Below are 17,476 nucleotides of genomic sequence, written 5' to 3'. Positions count from 1 at the left end.
ACTCGCTCTCTTCGGAAACAGGAGCAAGTTCGCGTGTCGTACCGCGATAGGACCACGAACCGAACGCAGAACGCCGCGTGGAGGGCAGGACCCTTGAGCGGGTCTCGCCCTCCACGCGGGGCTACAGCCGGTCATCGCTGCACCGCCGGTTCACCTCCGCCGACGTCGCTCGGCTCACGCTCGGGAGTGCGCAGGGTGGCCATGGCCAGGAAGCCACCGGCGATCGCGATGCCCGCGGCACCAAGAAACGCCGCCGAGTACCCGCCGGTCAGCGCGACCGGGTCGCCGGTCCGTCCCGCGCCGAAGGACACGGCGACCGCGGTCATCGCGGCGAGGCCGAGCGCCGAGCCGATCTGGTACGAGGTGTTCACGATTCCCGACGCGAGACCGCCTTCCTCCGGTTTCGCGCTGGAGATGGCGGTGCCGAGCGACGGGATGAACGCGAGCGCCTGACCGAGCGCGGCTACGAGCGAAGCGGGCAGGACGTCGATGACGAAGTTGCCGGTCGGGCTGACGAACGACAGCCACACCAGGCCCGCGGCGAGCGCCCACAGACCCCCGATGATCATCCGCTTCGGCCCGAAGCGGCCGATCAGCTTCGGTGCGACGGCGACCATCAGCACGACGATCAGCACGGTCATCGGCAGGAGCGCGGCCCCGCTGGCGAAGGCCCCGTAGCCCAGGACCTGCTGCAGGTACAGGTTGAGGAAGTACCACATCGGGATCCATGCCGCGCCGAGCAGGAACTGGGCGAGGTTCGCGCCGCCGAGGTTCGGCGTCCGGAAGATGCCCAGCCGCACCAACGGCACCTCACGCCTCCGCTGGATCACCACGAACACCGCGAGCAAGGCGATACCACCCGCCAACGCGCCCCAGGTACCTGTCGAGTCCCAGCCCGCTTCCGGTGCGCGGACGACGCCGAACACCGTCAGTCCCAGGCCCGCGGTCGCCGCGACGGCGCCGGCAAGGTCGACGGAACCACGCCGGGCAGGCGCGGAAGGCATCAGCTTGCCGGTGGCCAGAATGGCGGTCAGCGAGATCGGGACATAGAGCCAGAAGATCCACGGCCAGGACAGCCACTCGGTGATCACGCCGCCGAGGAACACCCCGGCGGTACCACCGGCGGGTGCGGCCGCGCCGTAGAGCGCGAGCGCCTTCGTCAGTTCACGAGGGCGTGCGCCGAACAGCATCATCAGCAGGGTCAACGCGGACGGCGCGATCAGTGCCGCACCGGCGCCTTGAAGGACCCGGCCGAGGAGTTCGACCCACGCGGTGCCCGCGACCGCGGCGACCACCGATCCGCCGAGGGTCACGACCCATCCGGCGGTGAACATCTTCCGCGCCCCGAACAGGTCCGAGAGGCGTCCGCCGAGCAGCAGCAGCCCGGCGAGCGCGATGACGTAGGCGTTGAACACCCACGACAGGTCTCCTGGGGAGAACCCGAGGTCTTGCTGCATCGCGGGTAAGGCGACGCCGATGATCGAGGTGTCCATGATGACCATGAACTGGGCCAATGCGATGAGTCCCAGCGCCCACCACCGTCGTGGGTCCGGGGTTGTCTCCGCCATGACGACCGTCCTTTCGAGATCCAGTTACCCCTAGGGGGTATATGTCAGACCCGAACGTAGGCTCGCCACCACCGCGGCGCAAGTACCCTTAGGGGGTATCTATGTCGCGCTCGTCACAAGCTTGCTTCTCGACGAAAACGCTTGTGCGGCAAAGCGTCGGAAGGTCGCGCCTTCCTCGACAGATACCCCCTACAGGTATATAGTTCTGATCCGCTCCCCCGGACAACGCCAGGAGGAACCCCGTGCAGCGTCTTCAGCCGCTCGATCATGCCGACGCGCCGGCAAAATCCGCCGAGCTACTCGGCGAGATCATCGATCGTCGCGGCTCGGTGGGCCCGATGGTGTCCGCGATGGCCCGCTCGCCGGCTCTCCTGCAGGGCTACCTCGACTTCTCGAGAGCCATGAAGCGGGTCAAGCTTCCCCGGGCACTGAGCGAAAAGATCTCGCTCGCCTTGCAGGAGTGGATCGGTTGTGCCTTGTGCCTGGAGGCACACATGCGGGCCGGGTGCTCGCCGAACCGGCTTCGATCGGCGACAAGGACGTCGCCGAGTTGCGCGGGCACGGCTGGAGCGATCGGATCATCGCCGACACGGTGGGACTGGTGACACTCAACCTGCTCACCGGCTCGTTCAATCTCGTCGCAGGGCTCGAACCCGCACCTGCCGAGCAGTCCACAAAGGAGAAAACCGCTCATGTCCACTGAGCACGAACACCACGGCCACGCACCCGGCGACGGTCACGAACAGCACCACGCACCCCCGACCACTTGGGGCACAGCGGCGTCGGCCACCCTGCACTGCCTCACCGGCTGCGCTATCGGCGAAGTGCTCGGCATGGTGATCGGCACCGCACTGGGCTGGGGCAACGTCGCCACCATCGTGCTTGCCGTCGCTCTGGCCTTCGTCTTCGGTTACGCGCTGACCATGCGCGGCGTACTGCGCGCGGGCGTCGGCTTCAAGCAGGCTCTCAAGATCGCCCTCGCCGCGGACACCGTGTCGATCCTCGTCATGGAGATCGTCGACAACGGAGTGATGATCGCCGTCCCCGGCGCGATGGAAGCCGGACTCGCCAGCTGGCTGTTCTGGGGCGCGCTCGCCTTCGCGCTGGCCGTCGCCTTCGTGCTCACGACCCCGGTGAACAAGTGGCTCATCGGCCGCGGCTCCGGACACGCCGTGGTGCACGCCTACCACCACTGACCGCTCGCGATGGAAACCATCACCTATCACGGCAGCGACGGCTGTCCGCTGTTCGCCGCCATACTCGGCTCCGGGCCGCCCCTTGTGCTCATGCACGGGGGCGGTCCGGATCACCACAGTCTCCTCCCACTGGCCCGGCAGCTCACCGACCGCCACACCGTCGTACTCCCCGACGTACGCGGCTACGGACGATCGGTCTGCACCGACCCGGCCCGCCATACCTGGACCCGATACGCCGACGACGTCACCGCGCTCTTGGACCACCTCGGCGAACAGCGTGCCGTCGTCGGCGGGACCGGACTCGGCGCGACGATCACCCAGCGCACCTGCCTCGAACATCCCAGCCGGGCCCGCGCCGCGATCCTGATCAGCGTCGAAGACATCGAAGACGACGAAGCGAAGCGAGCTGAAATCGCGTTCATGGACGCGTTCGCCGCACGCGTCCGGACCGAGGGCGTCGAGGCGGCCTGGGCGCCGATCCTGCCCCACCTCGCGCCGGTCATCGGCGCTCTGGTGCGCGACGCCATCCCGCGCTCCGACCCCGCGAGCGTCGCCGCCGCGGCCGCCATCGGCCGCGACCGCTCATTCCGCTCTGTGGACGACCTCGCCGCGATCACGACGCCCACCCTGATCTTCCCCGGCATGGACCAACGGCACCCGACCGCACTGGCGGAGAACGCCGCCCGCATCATGCCCGACGGCCATCTCGCGCCTGTTTCCCTGTCGAGCACCCTGCGCACCGCCGAGGATCTCGCCGAGGCGTTCGCGCCCGCCATCCGCAGGTTCCTCGCCAACCAGGGTCTCTAGTACCTGTGGGGAAAGAGGATCTGAACGACAAGCGCTCTCACAACACGAAAGCGTGTTGTGAGAGCGCCTCGAAATCCAGCGAGGGTCAGCTCGCTGTGCTGCGGAATCCCTTGAGCCGCAGGCTGTTCGTGACCACGAAGACCGAGCTGAACGCCATCGCGGCGCCGGCGATCATCGGGTTGAGCAGCCCCGCCGCGGCCAAGGGCAGCGCCGCGACGTTGTAGGCGAAGGCCCAGAACAGGTTTCCTTTGATGGTGCGCAGCGTCCGCCTCGAGAGCCGGATCGCGTCCACCGCCGCCCGCAGGTCCCCACGGACGAGGGTGATGTCGCTCGCCTCGATGGCGACGTCGGTGCCGGTGCCCATGGCCAGGCCGAGGTCGGCCTGGGCCAGCGCCGCCGCGTCGTTGACACCGTCGCCCACCATCGCGACCACCTTGCCCTCGGCCTGCAGCCGCTTGACCACCTCGACCTTGTCCCGAGGCAGGACCTCCGCGATCACCTCGGTGATCCCCACTTCCGCCGCCACCGCACGGGCCACGGCCGCGTTGTCACCGGTGAGCAGTACCGGGGTCAGGCCGAGCGCCCGCAACTGCGTGATGGCTTCGGCAGAGGTCGGTTTCACCGTGTCGGCGACGACGAGGACCGCACGGGCCTTCCCGTCCCAGCCGACCACGACCGCTGTCCGGCCGAGTTCCTCTTCGGAGGACTTGGCCTTGGCGAGGTCATCGGACAAGTGGTGCGCCCACTCCTCCAGCAGCGCACTGCGGCCGACCAGCACCGCCTTGCCCTCGACGATCCCTTGCACACCAAGGCCTTCGACGTTGGTGAAGTCCTCGACGGCCGGGAGTTCGCCGACCCGGCCCCGCGCACCGGCCACGATGGCCTGCGCGATCGGGTGCTCCGAAGCGTTCTCCAGCGCACCCGCGAGCCGCAACGCCTCCTCGGTGTCGACGCCCTCGGCGACGTGGACCTCGACCAGCGCCATCCGTCCGGTGGTGACGGTGCCGGTCTTGTCCAGCACGACCGTGTCGACCGCGCGGGTGGATTCCAGCACCTCCGGTCCCTTGATCAGGATCCCGAGCTGCGCGCCGCGGCCGGTGCCCACGAGCAGCGCGGTCGGCGTCGCGAGGCCGAGTGCGCACGGGCAGGCGATGATCAGGACGGCGACCGCGGCGGTGAACGCCGCTGACGCGGTTCCTCCTGCTCCGAGCCAGAACATCAGGGTGCCGGCGGCGAGCGCGATCACGATCGGCACGAACACCGCCGAGATCCGGTCCGCCAGCCGCTGGGCCTGTGCCTTGCCGGTTTGCGCGTCCTCGACGAGCTTCGCCATCTGCGCCAGCTGGGTGTCGGCACCGACCCGTGTCGCGCGGACGACGAGCCGCCCGCCCGCGTTCACCGTCGCCCCGACCACCGCGTCGCCGGGTCCGACCTCGACGGGGACACTTTCGCCGGTCAGCATGCTCGCGTCGACCGCCGATGTGCCTTCGGCGATGACGCCGTCGGTGGCCACCTTCTCCCCCGGCCGCACGACGAACAGGTCACTCTCGACCAGCTGACCGACCGGGATGCGCACTTCATCGCCGTCACGGAGTACCGCGACGTCCTTCGCGCCCAGTTCGAGCAGCGCCCGCAGCGCGGCACCGGCCCGGCGCTTGGAACGAGCCTCGAAATACCGTCCGGCGAGGATGAACGTCGTGACGCCGGCGGCGACCTCCAGATAGATGTTGCCGTCACCGGCCATCCGCCGCACCGTCAGCTCGAAGGCATGCGTCATCCCCGGCGTCCCGGCGGTGCCGAACAGCAAGGCGTACAACGACCACAGGAACGCGGCGAGCGTGCCCATCGAGATGAGAGTGTCCATTGTGGCCGCGCCGTGACGCAGATTCGCCCACGCCGCCTTGTGGAACGGCCACGCCGCCCACACCAGCACCGGCGCGGCCAGCGTCAGTGAGATCCACTGCCAGTAGGTGAACTGCAGCGCGGGCACCATCGCGAGCAGGATCACCGGAACCGACAGCACCGCCGAGCCGATCAGCCGCTGCCGCAACGGAGCGGTCGAGTCGACCTCCTCGGCCGGTCCGCCTGATTGCCCGGTTTCCGGCAGAGCGGGCAGGGCGGCCGTGTAGCCGGCCGCCTCCACCTGCTCGATCAGCTTGCTCGGCTCGATCCCTTCGTCATAGACGACCTTCGCCTTTTCGGTGGCGTAGTTGACAGTCGCGGTGACACCGTCGAGTTTGTTGAGCTTCTTCTCGATACGCATCGCGCACGACGCGCAGGTCATCCCGGTGATCGCGAGTTCGACCTCAGCGGTGGCCACCCGGTCGAGTTCCGTTGTCATGTCGGGTCTCCTTCCCATCTCTCGCGGTCAGCCGTGCCCGCCGTGACCGTCATCGGCCGCCGGTGGCTGCGTCGGGCTGGGAGCCGCTGAGGGGGCTGTGGCGGGCACGCCCGCGGTGGCGACGGTGAATTCGGCCGTACGAACCTTGCCCTGGTGCAGGAAATCCAGGAACAGCCGGTAGGTGCCTGCCGAGGGGACCTGCGCGAAGAAGGTGACCGTGGGGCCGGGAGTGGTCCGGCCGTCATCGGGCTCGCCGTCCGGGTGGACGTGCAGGTAGGCCAGGTCGCCGCCGCGCAGCGCCACCAGGTGTCCGTAAGCGCCGAGGTACGGCTGCAGATCGGTCACCTCCCGGCCGTCCTTGGTCACCGTCAAAGTCACCTTCGACGACCTGCCCGGCGCCAGTTCGCCGTCCAGGCGCACCTGGTAGCCGTCGACGTTCGCGACGCGCGACGGCTGATACTCGACGGGCGTGAAGTCTCCGGCCGCGGCGACGTCGACGCCCAGCGTCGTGGCGTTCCCGCCTGTCGGCTTGAAGTCCGCGAAGACCCGGTAGCTGCCGGCCTGCGGCAGCGCGAGCGGAACCGTCCAGGTGCCGTCCGCGCCCAGTTCGGGATGTATGTGCTGGAATCCCGCCGTGTCGCGGCGGACGACGATGAGGTGCATTCGCTTCTCGTGCTCGACGTCGTAGCCGGTGACCGGCGCGCCATCGGGCCCGAGAATCCGGAAGGAGAAGGGCTGGGTCGTCCCGGTCGTGAGCGTCGTGGAGATGGGCGTGAGGGTGTAGCCGCCCCTGGACGACGCGAGCCCGCCGGGCTCGTCGGTCTGCGCCGCCTCCGCGACGGTGCCGCTGTGAGCGTCCCCATGCCCGGCGTCCTCGCCGCCAGGCAGGCCGGCAGCGCCGGCGAAAGGACCGACAGCGGTGCCTGCGACCCAGGCGCCACCGGCGACCAGGGCAAGCGCCACACCGTAGGCGGAGAGCTTCGCTGCTGTATTCATCGTGAAGTCCTTAGTACGGGCCGAAACCCGCGATCAGAGAGCCGTCCCGCGAATCAGGCGGTCAGCTCGTATCCGGCTTCTTCGACGGCCGCGCGCACCTCCGCGACCTCGGGTTCCTGGGGGCTGACGACGGTCACCGCGCCGGACGGCAGGTCGACACGAACGTCCGTGACGCCGTCGATCTTGCCGATCTCTTCGGTGACCGAGTTGACGCAGTGGCCACAGGTCATGCCGGTGACGTTGTAGGTGGTCTCGCTCATCGTGGTTCTCCTCCGATTTTCGTTGTGTGGCTTCAAGAACGGACGAGGCGGGCGATGACCTCGCTCGCTTCTTGGATCTTCTCGCCGGCGTCGGTGCCACCTTTGGCGATGGCGTCGGACACGCAGTGCCTGAGGTGCTCGTCCATCAGCCCCAGCGACACCGACTGCAGCGCCTTGGTGGCGGCGGAGACCTGGGTGAGGATGTCGATGCAGTACTTGTCTTCTTCGACCATCCGCTGCAAGCCCCGGATCTGTCCTTCGATCCGTCGTAGCCGCGCGAGGTATTCGTCTTTGTCCTGGCTGTATCCGTGCATCTCGCGTCCTCCTGGGACCGACCCTACATACCCCTGGGGGGTAGGGCAATGACTATACCCCCGTGACGTATGCCACGGCGATACCGCCGCGTCACCCCGCAAGCCCGGCGGGCATTCCTCGGCCGCGTCTTGCAGGATGTAGCGCTCTCCGATTCAAGCCGTTGCATGCTCACGAAGCGTGCGTGTCGCTTGCCGGGCGTCGCCCACGAGAATGACCACGAACGTGAACGCCGGTGAGCTACTCAGCTGACAAAAGACGTGCTCACTCATCGTCTGACGCCCGCGCGGTCATGGTCTTGCGGGTGACCCTGGACGAGGCATCACGGTGGACGCCGACCCGGCGAAGCCTGTGGACTCAGTGACGGGCCGATCACAATCGGTGTCGATGCGGACGCTCGCCGACCAGGTCGATGCGCCGCATCCCGTGAAAGGAAACGACCTGCCATGCGTATTCGCGCCGCCCTGCTCGCTGTCATGAGCGCCTGCGCCCTCGGCATCGCGGTCCCGGCATCCGCGTCAGCCACCGAAGGCGAATTCACCTACTTGTACAACGACGACGGAGAGCCCCAGCAGGGAGTACTGGTAGACCCTCCCAGTGGATACTGCCTGGAAATCCCGGAGATCGCCGACTTCGCTGACGCCGAGGCCTTCCGGCCACATAACCGGACCTACTCGTCCGTGACCATGTTCAAAGCCTCCGGCTGCGAGGGCGACGCGTTCTACACGCTGCGCGCCGGCGGGCGCGCCTCCGATCGCCTGAAACTGAGGTCCGTCGTCTTCAGCTGACCCTTTGATCTTTCCCGGTGGCGACTGCGGAGGCGGAGCAGAGCGTCGCGGCGGCGAGGCCGCCCCAGAGGGCGGGCGAGCCGTGGGAGGCGAGGGCGGTGATGACCGCTGGGGAGACGCCGAGGCCGAAGCCCGTGGAGAGCTGGAAGCGAGCGAGGGCGCGTCCCAGGAGATGAGCTGGGGCGAGGGCGGTGACGAGTGCGGTGACGCTGCCGGCATAGATGATCTCGCCAACGGTGCAGACCACGGCCACCATGGCGACGACGGGAGGGCCCCAGCCGTGTCCCAGTGAGGTGGCCGCGAGGAAGCCGAGGTAGGACGCGGCGATTACCACGCCGGAGAAAGCCAGCACGGTCCGCCGGGAGAAGCGGGACATCAGGACGGTGACCGGAACCTGCAGGGTGACCACCAGCACCGTGTTGGCCACGAAGATGGCTGCCGACCACATCGGGGATGCGTGCAACCGGGTCACCAATACCAGAGGGATCGCGATTTCAAAGATGTTGAGGCAGAAGGCGTAGACCACGTTGGCGGCCAGCAGCGCGCGCATCCGTGGTGCGGGCACCTCGTCCCTGTCTTCGGCGGGAGTAGCGGCCGGATGCGCGTGCAGGTGGATCGACCACGCCAACGCCGCCGCGGCGAGATAGGCGAGCCCGGTGACGGCTGCCAGCGCTTGCAATGCGGTGGTGCCACCCGCCAGGCACGCGGTGGCCAGTAGCGCGCCCACGCCCATGCCGGCGTTGCGCAGGGCGCGGCCTGCCGCGAGAGCGACGTCGCGTTCGCGGCCGTGGGCGACCGTGGCCACGAGGGCCGCATGGGCGGCCGGCCATGCCTGGTTGCCGATGCCGAGGAAGAGCGCCGCCGCCGCGAACAGCCAGACGTGCCCTGCCGGGGCGGCCAGCAGCAGCGCCACGCCCAGCACCCGCACCAGCATCGACGCTGCCACGACCGTGCTGCGTGCGCCCCGGTCCAGCCATCGGCCGACCGCGGGCGTGCACACCAGACCCACGACGACGCCGACCGTCATGGCGATGCCGGTGGCCGGCGCGGACAGCCTCAGCACGGTCACCCCGTAGAGCAGCAAAAAGGGCCGCAGCATGCCGGTGCCGAGCGCGTCCACGGCCAGGGCGACGGCATAGCGGGGGCCTCCGGAGGCACGGACGAGGGCGCGCGGCCGGATCCTGGTGATGGTTGCCATGGCGCCAACGGTGCGCTCGGCCGCCGGTCCGACCGCGTCGGTTGACGGACACCGTCAACCGACGCGGTTCTCGGCCATCCGACCAGCGAGAATGAGCGGATGACGTTGAGGATCGACATCGGCGGCCTGCCGTCCGGGCGGCTGCGGTTCACTGTCTCCCCGCTGGCCGAGCTGACCGCGATGCTGCATGTGCTGGCCGAACCCGGGCATCACCCGCAGCTCGCCGGCTGGGCCGGGACCGTCTGGGCCGGGCTGCGACCGGAGCTGGCCGAGCGGCTCAGGGAGGCGGAGTTCCTCTGGCGTTCCTCACGAGCCGACTTCCTGGTCCCCGCTCGTCCCCGGCCGACCCTCACCGAGGAGTTGGACGATGTGGACCGGATCGACGACGAAACCTATGTGACCGCCGCGCTCATCACCACGTGCGGCAACAACCGGGTCCACTTCGCCACACCGTCGCCGCTCGCCGACGCGGCGGAGCGTGAGCGGGCCCTGGACCTCGCCCAGGCCCGCGGCGCGCTCCAAGGGGCCTTCGCGGAACGGCTGCTCGCGGACCCCGCTGCCGTGCGGGCATGGGTGCGGCACACCCTCGAACAGTGCGCCGAGGCCTTCTTCGACGCCGCCTGGACGGGCATCGCCGGGCAACTCGCCACCGATCTGCGCCTGAAGAACAACCTGCTGAAGCGCCACGGCATCGGGGCGGCGCTCGCGTCGATCTCCGACGCCGTCACTCTGGCGCCGGACGGCAACCGCATCATCGTGGACAAGCTGCAGGACAACGCGACCGCCGCCCACGGCACCGGGGTCACCTTCCTCCCCAGCGTCTTCGGCCGCCCGCACCTGGTGGTGATCCACGCGCCCGGGTGGCAGCCGGTGGTGCAGTACCCCGTGGCCGAGTCGAGTCCATCGGAGCCGGTATCGCTGGAAACGGTCACGCTACGGCTGGAGGCACTCGCGCATCCGGTACGGCTGCGGCTGCTGCGCACCCTGGCCCGCGGCCCGCACACGACCAGCGAGCTGGCCCGCGCCTGGGAACTTTCACCCCCGGAGGTTTCCCGCCACCTCGCTGTCCTGCGCCGCGCGAGCCTGCTCACGGCCCAGCGGCACGGTCGTTACGTCCGCTACACCCTCAACCTGCCCGATCTGACAACGCTGGGGGCCGACCTGCTGGCGGCCGTACTGCGCTGAGCAGCGGACGCGACCCGCAGCGATCGCGGCAGCGTCTTCGTCCTTCAGCCGGCCCCGCGATCTTCGCCGCCCAGTTCTCGCTGTCGCGCGCCTGCTGGCCGGCAGGCGTCACGCAACGCCCTGGAAGGGGCTGCTGCCAACTTCTGTCAGGCTGTCTCGGCCAGGGGCGGCGCGGTACAGCACGGACCCGTGAAGCAGTTGAAAACGATCTCACTGGACTGGTTGGCCCAGTTGTCGAAGCGATCGATCACGAGGTCCGGCTCGGCCGCGGTGGCGAGGTCGATTCCCCGGCCCGCGAACTGCCCGGCTATGCCTTTCACCCAGGCCGAACGGAGCACCGGCGTGAGGCGTCACGGCTCCTTGTCGCGGGGAGTTCACTGACGCTGGTCGCGGGTGTCTTCGAGGAGAACCACCGCCTGGGGCGTCCGTTGGTACAGCACATAGCGTTTGTCCCTGACTTTGCTGACGAGGCCCGCGCGATGTAGCGCGCTGAGGTGATAGGAGACGGTGCCCGCGCTGTATCCGGTCCGGCCGGCGAGTTCCGCGGTCGATCGCGCGGTTTCGAGGTCCTCCAGCAAGGCCGCGCGGGCGGAACCGACCACCTGCGCGATCGCTCCCGGCTTGTGGCCCCGGCCCGTTCCGATCCGGTGGGCGGGATAGTAGACGACGACCTCCCCGGGAACATCGACCTGGACGATGACGTCAGGCCAGGTGAGCACGCCGGGCACGAGGACCAGTTCCCGGCCGGCGATATCGAGTTCGCCGTCCCATGGCTTGGCGAGGGTGACAGCGTCACCTACCCACCCGATATCCGGATGAAGTTCTCCCAGCGCCCGGCCGACACCATGGCCGATAACGGACTTCGCACGATGTGAGATGTCCTGGTCGACGATCGAGCCGAGTTCGGACCAGCTGTCGGACAACGCGACTCGCCAGAACTGAGCCAGGCCGTTGGCCAGGCGTCGCTGCAGCCGTCCGGACTCCGCGAGCCGACGGGTACCGGTCGACAACGGCCTGCTCCAGTGGACCTGAGTCCAGGTGAACACCTGACTTTCCAGGTCCTCCTGCGTGGTCGCCTCGATCCGTGCGATCTGTTCCTCGATCAAGTCATTGCGCCGGGTACCCGCTCCAGGTTGCGGAGTGAGCAGGTCAGGCAGGTAAGTGTCGCCATTTTGAGGCAACAGGTCCACGAGCAGCGCGACGTCCCGATGGGCGAGTGACGCGCGAGCAAGCGCACCGGGATCCCCGAAGACCGGATGCCTCCCCGAGGCGGCGGCGAGTTTCAGCCACGCCATGGACTCCGACGCCGGCGATGGCGACCAACGCGTCCTGGACACCGTCTCGGGGTCGACCCGCAGCGTGAACACCGGCTGACGTTAACAGTTGCCGCACTGGATTTGAGCTGACTCGAATTTTTTCCCTTCACAGGTTCTTGCTTGATTGAGTTGGGTCGTACACGAAGGGGATAAGAATCCACGAAAATGCACCCGCCGCGGCGGCGGTAACCGCCGCGGCGCGGCCAGGACTCATCGGAATCAACCGAAATACGACTACGGCAAACGGACGTATCCAGAATGGAGAATCCCATGATCAAGAAGATCATCGCGACGCTAGGGATCTCGAGCGCGGCCGTTCTATGCATGGCGATGCCCGCGGCGGCCCACACGCAGGCCGCCCCGGACTGCCAGTGGGGCACCAGTTACGGCACGATCGTGACCACGGCACCGGTGAAAGCCGAGGCCGACGGGAGCCGGGTCGGTACCGTGGAGATCTGTCGTGACAGTGCCTACAAATACTGGGGCTTCGTCATCTACACCAGCCCGATGACGGCCAGTCAATATGCGCAGGTACACCTCGGCAGGTACCGGGATGACGTTTGGGAAAGTGAAATCACCTGCGACAGCCCGGGCGGGAACAAGATGGTGGGGCCGGGTCAGACCCGGTGCTGGACGCCGAAATTCACCGGCTTGAGCGCGAGATACACTTTCCGGGCAGCTTCGTTCAAGTACAGCAGCCACACCGGCGATCTGTTGGCCTTGGGTCAAACCATCGAAGACCGCTGAGCTGAACGGCCGCAGCTCTAACGGTCGCTCAGAACGCGACATCTCCTCCCCAACCCCTCCCCTGCCCGGTTGCCCTTGTCCGGAGGTTGATGTCCGGCGTCCAGCCTCCGGCGCCGGACAACCCATCCGCACTACACAGATGGCAGGACCTCGATCGACGTCGGCTGACCACACGCGTGTTGATTTCAACTGGCTCAAATCCTTTCCGGTTACAGACTCCCGACCGGTTAAGTAGTCATGGTCGCGCGAGATCACCGGAAGGAGGCAGACGCTAAAGAAGGACCTTGCTCACAGCTCGAACGAATGGGCTGGCAGGCATACGAAAGGGGAAGAAATGCGAAAATCGAAGCTGTTCCCGTTGGCAGCCCTGACGGCCACGGTGGTGGCGGCCTCGGCTGTCGCGTCCGGAACTGGTGTCGCGGCGGAGAGCGGGGGCCCCACCGTCATGGCGGGCGGCCAGTGCACCGGGTCATGGGTCGACGTCCACGACACCGTGGCCGCCAAGGCCCGACCCGACGCGGCGTCCCCAACGATCTTCACCGTCTTCGCCGGGGAGACGTTCCCGTGCCGCAAGCTGGTCGTCGGTGCGAGCTACAAGGCGTGCGGATACACCGGCATGAACGGATGGATCCTGGTCCAGGACGGGATCAAGCGCCACGACGGTTATGCCGGGTGGTCAGGCTACATCCCCAGCATCTGTACAAACGACCGATAGGAATCACTCCCGACAGGGTCATGACCGGGACATCCGTGAGGCAGAGACGCAGCAACCTGGCTGACTGCGGTGCGACGGTCGTCGGGCGGATAAGAACCGTCGGAATTCAAAGTGATGTATTCGCCACAGGAAGGGAAATCACATGATCGCGAAATTAGGCAAGCTCAGCGACCGACTGCTCGGCAAGGTCGTTCCGGTCGTCGAGGCGCAGGCGGGTGGCGTGGGAACCAAAGCGCAGATCTTCTGCTACTGCCGGAACCGCCAGGCCAGGTACCGCCCGTGTGCGGGGTGTGGCTGCAACCTCGTGTACGACTGCTGAAAGGGGAGATCCGATGGTCGCACTGATGGAACGGCTGGGTGAGCGCATCCTGGGCGTGTTCGTCCCGATCGTCGCCGACGCGGCGACCACCGCGGCGTGCACTTACCCGAACTGCGGCGGTTGCTCGGGCTGCGTCCAACGCTATCGCCGTTGCTGCAACGGAGTATGCGGTAGCTGCCAGATGGCCGAAAGTTGTTGCGGCGGCTGATTTCCGTCTCCGGGGCGGCGGGCACCTCCCGCCGCCCCTACCCCGTCGGGAGAATGATGTTCTACGTCGTATTCGGCTGCCGGTGCGCGCTGATCGTCGTGTTCGCGGTGTCCGCGATCTCCAAATCCCGGAATCGGGAGTCGTTCGCCGCATTCCGCCGGGCCACCGTCGAACTGGTACCGGCCGCACGCGGTCACGGCACCCCACTGGCCGCTGCGGTAGTCGTCACCGAGCTTGTCATCGTCGTGGGACTGGCCGTGCCGAACACCGCGACCGCCGGGCTGCTGGCGGCCGGGGCACTGTTCACGGCGTTCACGGTGGCCATCGCCGCCGCCCTGCGCCGGGGCGTTACGGCGTCGTGCCGGTGCTTCGGCGGCTCGGCCGCTCCTCTGGGCGCTCGCCAGCTGGTGCGCAACGCACTGCTGATCGTGCTCGCCGTCCTCGCGTTCGTGCTGCCCGGCCGCGACGGCGATGGGAGTGATCCGGCCGCACTGGGCCTGGCCGCCGTCGCCGGGGTCGTCGTGGCCCTGCTGGTGATCAGCTTCGACGCCCTCGCTGACCTGTTCCTGGGTGTGCCGTCGCCCCCGCACCATCACGAAGGGATTCCCTCATGACCGTCCTGTCCGTCGCCGTCGCGCTCGTCGGGATGCTGTGCCTGCTGGACCTCGTGCTCACTCTCGGCGTCATCCGCCGGCTGCGCGACCACACCGCCCGGCTGACCGCGTTGCAGTCCGCCCCCGGGGAGACGGCCATCGCCGAGCCCGGCGAGCTGGTCGCACCGTTCACCGCGACCACTGTGGACGGTGCGGCCGTGTCGGCCGACGACCTCGCCGAAGCGAACCTGGTGGCGTTCTTCTCCCCCGACTGCCCGGCGTGCGAGCAGGAGCTGACGCCTTTTGTCGAGTACACGGGGACCTTTCCCGGTGGTCCCGAGCGGACGCTCATCGTGATCACCAGCGAAACCAGCGGTGCGAAGTACCATTCGGCGCTCAAGGGGCTCGGCCGGATCGTCACCGAGGCCGAGCTGACCGGTCCGGTCCAGAAAGCCTTCAAGACGCGCGGATACCCGGCGTTCGTGGTGGTCGTGGACGGCTCGGTGATGCAGGCCTCGCACACGGTGGCGGATCTCCCGCAGCATCAACCCGCATGAGTGAAGTCGAGCCGGCTCGCGCCGGGATCCGCCACCTGCGCGCCGCGATCGTGCTCGCGTTCGCCGCCAACCCGGCCGCGGCGACGGGACAGCTCGCGGTCGCGGTGCTGGCCGGCGCCGCGCCGGTGGCGGTGGCGTGGCTGACCAGGACCGTCCTGGACGGGATCGCGGCCGGCTCCGCCCAGTCGTTCGTGAGTCTCGCACTCGCGCTGGTCGTGGTCGGCGTGTGCGCCGCCGTGCTGCCGAACGTGGAGCGGTACCTGCGTGCCGAACTCGACCGGTCGGTCGGGATCCTCGCCCGTGACCGGCTTTTCGGTGCGCTGGAACGGCTTCGGGGTCTGCGCAAGCTCGAGGACCCGAGTTTCCACGACCGGCTGCAGCTGGCCGCCGACGCGGGCAGGGCGAGCCCGCCGTCGGTGCTGTCCGGCGCGGTCGAGCTGGTCCGGGGCGCGATCACCGTGGTCGGCTTCGCCGTGTCACTGCTGCTGATCGGCCCGTTCGTGACCGTGATCGTGCTGATCGGCGCTCTTCCGGTCGGGGTGGCCGAGTTCGCGTTGGCACGGCAGCGGGCCCGGATGATGTGGGAGGTCGAACCGGCACAGCGGCGCGAACTCTTCTACGCGCAGCTGCTGTCCGGTCCGCGCGCGGCCAAGGAGGTCCGGTTGTTCGGGCTCGGCCGGTTCTTTCGCACCCGGATGGTGACCGAGCTGCGCGGGATCTACGGGGCCGAACGAGTCCTGGACCGCCGGGAGCTGCGGGTGCAGGGGCTGCTCGCGGTGCTGTCCGCCGGGATCGCCGGCTACGGGTTGTTCTGGGTCGTGGGCGCCGCCGCGAGCGGCGCGGTGAGCGTCGGGGATCTGGCCGTGTTCGTCGCGGCGGTGGCCGGGATCCAGGCCGCGCTCGCGGCCGGTGTCGACCAGGCCGCCCGGATGCACCAGGCGCTACTTCTGTTCGACCACTACGTGTTCGTCACCGCGGTGACCGGCGACCTGCCGGTGTCCGCGGCGCCGGTACCGGTGCCACCGCTGCGCCGGGGCATCGAGCTGCGCGACGTGTGGTTCCGCTACAGCGAAGACCACCCATGGGTGCTGCGCGGGGTCACCCTCACCATCCCGGTCGGGCGTGCGCTGGCGCTGGTCGGGCACAACGGCGCCGGCAAGTCCACGGTGATCAAGCTGCTGTGCCGGCTCTACGACCCGGACCGCGGCTCGATCCACTGGGACGGCGTCGACCTCCGCGCGTTCGACCCGGACGACCTGCGCACCCGCATCGGCGCGGTGTTCCAGGACTACATGGACTACGACCTGACCGCGGCGGAGAACATCGCGGTCGGCGATCTCGACGCGCTCGCCGACGAGCCACGGCTGCGAGCGGCGGCTCGGCGGGCGGGTGCGCACGAGTTCATCGAGGCGCTGCCTCGTGGGTACGAGACGATGCTCAGCCGGATCTTCACCGACAACGTCGACCGGGACGACCCGTCCACCGGTGTGGTGCTCTCCGGCGGGCAGCTGCAACGGCTCGCGCTGGCGCGCGCGTTCCTCCGGGACCAGCGCGACCTGCTCATCCTGGACGAGCCGAGCGCAGGCCTGGACGCCGAGGCCGAACACGACGTGCACACCCGGCTGCGCGCGCATCGGGCCGACCGGACCAGCGTGCTGATCTCCCACCGGCTGGGCGCGGTGCGCGACGCCGACGTGATCGCCGTGCTGTCCGACGGGCGGATCACCGAGCTCGGCGACCACCACGCGCTGATCTCGGCCCGCGGGGTGTATCACCGGCTGTACACGTTGCAGGCCAAGGGATACCACGAGGAGGTGGCACTGCCGTGAGCACAGTCGCGGTGGTCCTCGCGGCGGTGCTCACGGCCGCCCTGGTCGTGCTGCGCTTCCGGCTCGTGCGCGTCATCGTGAACGGCACCAGCATGCTACCGACGCTGCGGCCCGGCGACCGGGTGCTGGTTCGCCGGGTAGCAGCGCGCTCGCTCAAACGAGGCGATCTCGTCGTGTTCGCCAGGCCGCGCGAGAAACAACATTCCTGGATGATCAAGCGGGTGCTGGCCGGGCCCGGTGACCGGGTGCCGCGCGCCGAGGTGCCGGTGCTGTGGGGATACCAGGAGCCGCTCGTGCCGCCCGGTCGGTTCGTCGTCGTCGGCGACAATCTCGAGGACAGCTACGACTCGCGTCAGTTCGGCTATCTGAAGGCCGAGGCGCTGCTCGGGGTGGTGGTGGGCTCGTCACGGCGTGGGTCGGCGCATCGGAACCGAAGACGGGCGCTCGGCGCGTAGTCTCCGGCGTTCGTCAACCTCGCCGACGCCGCGCAGGGCCACCGCATCCTCGAGGCCGGCCACGTCCAGGGAAAGGTTGTCCTGCG

Annotated in this window: 21 protein-coding genes; 13 read left to right on the top strand and 8 right to left on the bottom strand. The window is 68.6% G+C overall.

The annotated features are described in order from the left end of the window. Positions 1–131: 131 nt before the first annotated feature. Entirely contained in the window at positions 132–1,568 is a 1,437-nt protein-coding gene (locus tag ACLJRL_RS34000; protein WP_410660452.1) for an MFS transporter, read from the bottom strand. 478 nt (positions 1,569–2,046) lie between these two features. On the opposite strand from ACLJRL_RS34000, the gene ACLJRL_RS33995 reads away from it, so the two are divergent. The 3 genes from ACLJRL_RS33995 to ACLJRL_RS33985 are packed head-to-tail and all read left to right on the top strand — an operon-like array spanning position 2,047 to position 3,571. Continuing rightward, complete coding sequence (locus ACLJRL_RS33995) at positions 2,047–2,271, top strand: hypothetical protein (RefSeq protein ID WP_410660451.1); 225 nt, start codon at positions 2,047–2,049, stop codon at positions 2,269–2,271. Further along, positions 2,261–2,764: a DUF4396 domain-containing protein gene (locus ACLJRL_RS33990; protein ID WP_410660450.1), complete on the top strand. Its 504-nt coding sequence runs from the start codon at positions 2,261–2,263 to the stop codon at positions 2,762–2,764. Before ACLJRL_RS33995 ends, ACLJRL_RS33990 begins: the two co-directional genes overlap by 11 nt. Positions 2,765–2,773: 9 nt before the next feature. Continuing rightward, positions 2,774–3,571, top strand: a complete 798-nt coding sequence (locus ACLJRL_RS33985) for an alpha/beta fold hydrolase (RefSeq protein ID WP_410660449.1) — start codon at positions 2,774–2,776, stop codon at positions 3,569–3,571. Between the two features lie 85 nt (positions 3,572–3,656). Here the strand turns inward: ACLJRL_RS33985 and ACLJRL_RS33980 are convergent, their stop codons facing one another. The 4 genes from ACLJRL_RS33980 to ACLJRL_RS33965 are packed head-to-tail and all read right to left on the bottom strand — an operon-like array spanning position 3,657 to position 7,482. Beyond that, positions 3,657–5,912: a heavy metal translocating P-type ATPase gene (locus ACLJRL_RS33980; RefSeq protein WP_410660448.1), complete on the bottom strand. Its 2,256-nt coding sequence runs from the start codon at positions 5,910–5,912 to the stop codon at positions 3,657–3,659. Between the two features lie 27 nt (positions 5,913–5,939). Next, positions 5,940–6,908: a hypothetical protein gene (locus ACLJRL_RS33975; protein WP_410660447.1), complete on the bottom strand. Its 969-nt coding sequence runs from the start codon at positions 6,906–6,908 to the stop codon at positions 5,940–5,942. A gap of 53 nt (positions 6,909–6,961) precedes the next feature. Further along, on the bottom strand, positions 6,962–7,168 hold the full coding sequence (locus ACLJRL_RS33970; protein WP_410660446.1) for a heavy-metal-associated domain-containing protein: 207 nt from the start codon (positions 7,166–7,168) through the stop codon (positions 6,962–6,964). A gap of 32 nt (positions 7,169–7,200) precedes the next feature. Then, positions 7,201–7,482, bottom strand: a complete 282-nt coding sequence (locus ACLJRL_RS33965) for a metal-sensitive transcriptional regulator (RefSeq protein WP_410660445.1) — start codon at positions 7,480–7,482, stop codon at positions 7,201–7,203. 444 nt (positions 7,483–7,926) lie between these two features. Here ACLJRL_RS33965 and ACLJRL_RS33960 point away from each other — a divergent pair, with 444 nt between their 5' ends. Next, a complete protein-coding gene (locus ACLJRL_RS33960) occupies positions 7,927–8,268 on the top strand; it encodes a hypothetical protein (RefSeq protein WP_410660444.1) in 342 nt (113 codons plus the stop codon). Here the strand turns inward: ACLJRL_RS33960 and ACLJRL_RS33955 are convergent. Beyond that, entirely contained in the window at positions 8,261–9,466 is a 1,206-nt protein-coding gene (locus tag ACLJRL_RS33955) for an MFS transporter (RefSeq protein WP_410660443.1), read from the bottom strand. The genes ACLJRL_RS33960 and ACLJRL_RS33955 overlap by 8 nt on opposite strands. A 99-nt stretch (positions 9,467–9,565) precedes the next feature. Here ACLJRL_RS33955 and ACLJRL_RS33950 point away from each other — a divergent pair, with 99 nt between their 5' ends. After that, a complete protein-coding gene (locus ACLJRL_RS33950) occupies positions 9,566–10,651 on the top strand; it encodes a DUF5937 family protein (protein WP_410660442.1) in 1,086 nt (361 codons plus the stop codon). Between the two features lie 146 nt (positions 10,652–10,797). On the opposite strand, the gene ACLJRL_RS33945 is transcribed toward ACLJRL_RS33950, so the two are convergent. Beyond that, positions 10,798–10,971 (bottom strand): hypothetical protein, encoded by a 174-nt coding sequence (locus ACLJRL_RS33945; RefSeq protein ID WP_410660441.1) that lies wholly within the window; start codon positions 10,969–10,971, stop codon positions 10,798–10,800. Positions 10,972–11,025: 54 nt separating this feature from the next. Continuing rightward, a complete protein-coding gene (locus ACLJRL_RS33940; protein WP_410660440.1) occupies positions 11,026–12,018 on the bottom strand; it encodes an ArsR/SmtB family transcription factor in 993 nt (330 codons plus the stop codon). A gap of 219 nt (positions 12,019–12,237) precedes the next feature. On the opposite strand from ACLJRL_RS33940, the gene ACLJRL_RS33935 reads away from it, so the two are divergent. The 8 genes from ACLJRL_RS33935 to lepB all read left to right on the top strand — a co-directional run bounded on the left by ACLJRL_RS33935 (position 12,238) and on the right by lepB (position 17,390). Further along, the gene (locus ACLJRL_RS33935) at positions 12,238–12,714 is read left to right on the top strand and encodes a hypothetical protein (RefSeq protein ID WP_410660439.1); all 477 of its coding nucleotides are present in this window, start codon (positions 12,238–12,240) and stop codon (positions 12,712–12,714) included. Positions 12,715–13,048: 334 nt separating this feature from the next. Then, entirely contained in the window at positions 13,049–13,429 is a 381-nt protein-coding gene (locus ACLJRL_RS33930) for a hypothetical protein (protein WP_410660438.1), read from the top strand. Between the two features lie 142 nt (positions 13,430–13,571). After that, complete coding sequence (locus ACLJRL_RS33925; protein WP_410660437.1) at positions 13,572–13,748, top strand: hypothetical protein; 177 nt, start codon at positions 13,572–13,574, stop codon at positions 13,746–13,748. A gap of 13 nt (positions 13,749–13,761) precedes the next feature. Continuing rightward, entirely contained in the window at positions 13,762–13,956 is a 195-nt protein-coding gene (locus ACLJRL_RS33920) for a hypothetical protein (protein ID WP_410660436.1), read from the top strand. Positions 13,957–14,012: 56 nt separating this feature from the next. Next, positions 14,013–14,570 (top strand): MauE/DoxX family redox-associated membrane protein, encoded by a 558-nt coding sequence (locus ACLJRL_RS33915; protein WP_410660435.1) that lies wholly within the window; start codon positions 14,013–14,015, stop codon positions 14,568–14,570. Further along, complete coding sequence (locus ACLJRL_RS33910) at positions 14,567–15,106, top strand: hypothetical protein (RefSeq protein ID WP_410660434.1); 540 nt, start codon at positions 14,567–14,569, stop codon at positions 15,104–15,106. The genes ACLJRL_RS33915 and ACLJRL_RS33910 overlap by 4 nt, the downstream gene beginning before the upstream one ends. Beyond that, positions 15,103–16,935 carry an ABC transporter ATP-binding protein gene (locus ACLJRL_RS33905; protein WP_410660433.1) on the top strand — a complete coding sequence of 611 codons (1,833 nt, stop codon included), beginning with the start codon at positions 15,103–15,105 and terminating at the stop codon, positions 16,933–16,935. The genes ACLJRL_RS33910 and ACLJRL_RS33905 overlap by 4 nt, the downstream gene beginning before the upstream one ends. Then, positions 16,932–17,390, top strand: a complete 459-nt coding sequence (gene lepB, locus ACLJRL_RS33900; protein ID WP_410660432.1) for a signal peptidase I — start codon at positions 16,932–16,934, stop codon at positions 17,388–17,390. The genes ACLJRL_RS33905 and lepB overlap by 4 nt, the downstream gene beginning before the upstream one ends. Positions 17,391–17,476: the final 86 nt, after the last annotated feature.

This window comes from Amycolatopsis sp. lyj-112 (assembly GCF_046549055.1).
GTDB lineage: Bacteria > Actinomycetota > Actinomycetes > Mycobacteriales > Pseudonocardiaceae > Amycolatopsis.
This window is presented reverse-complemented; position numbering and strand designations above follow the sequence as displayed.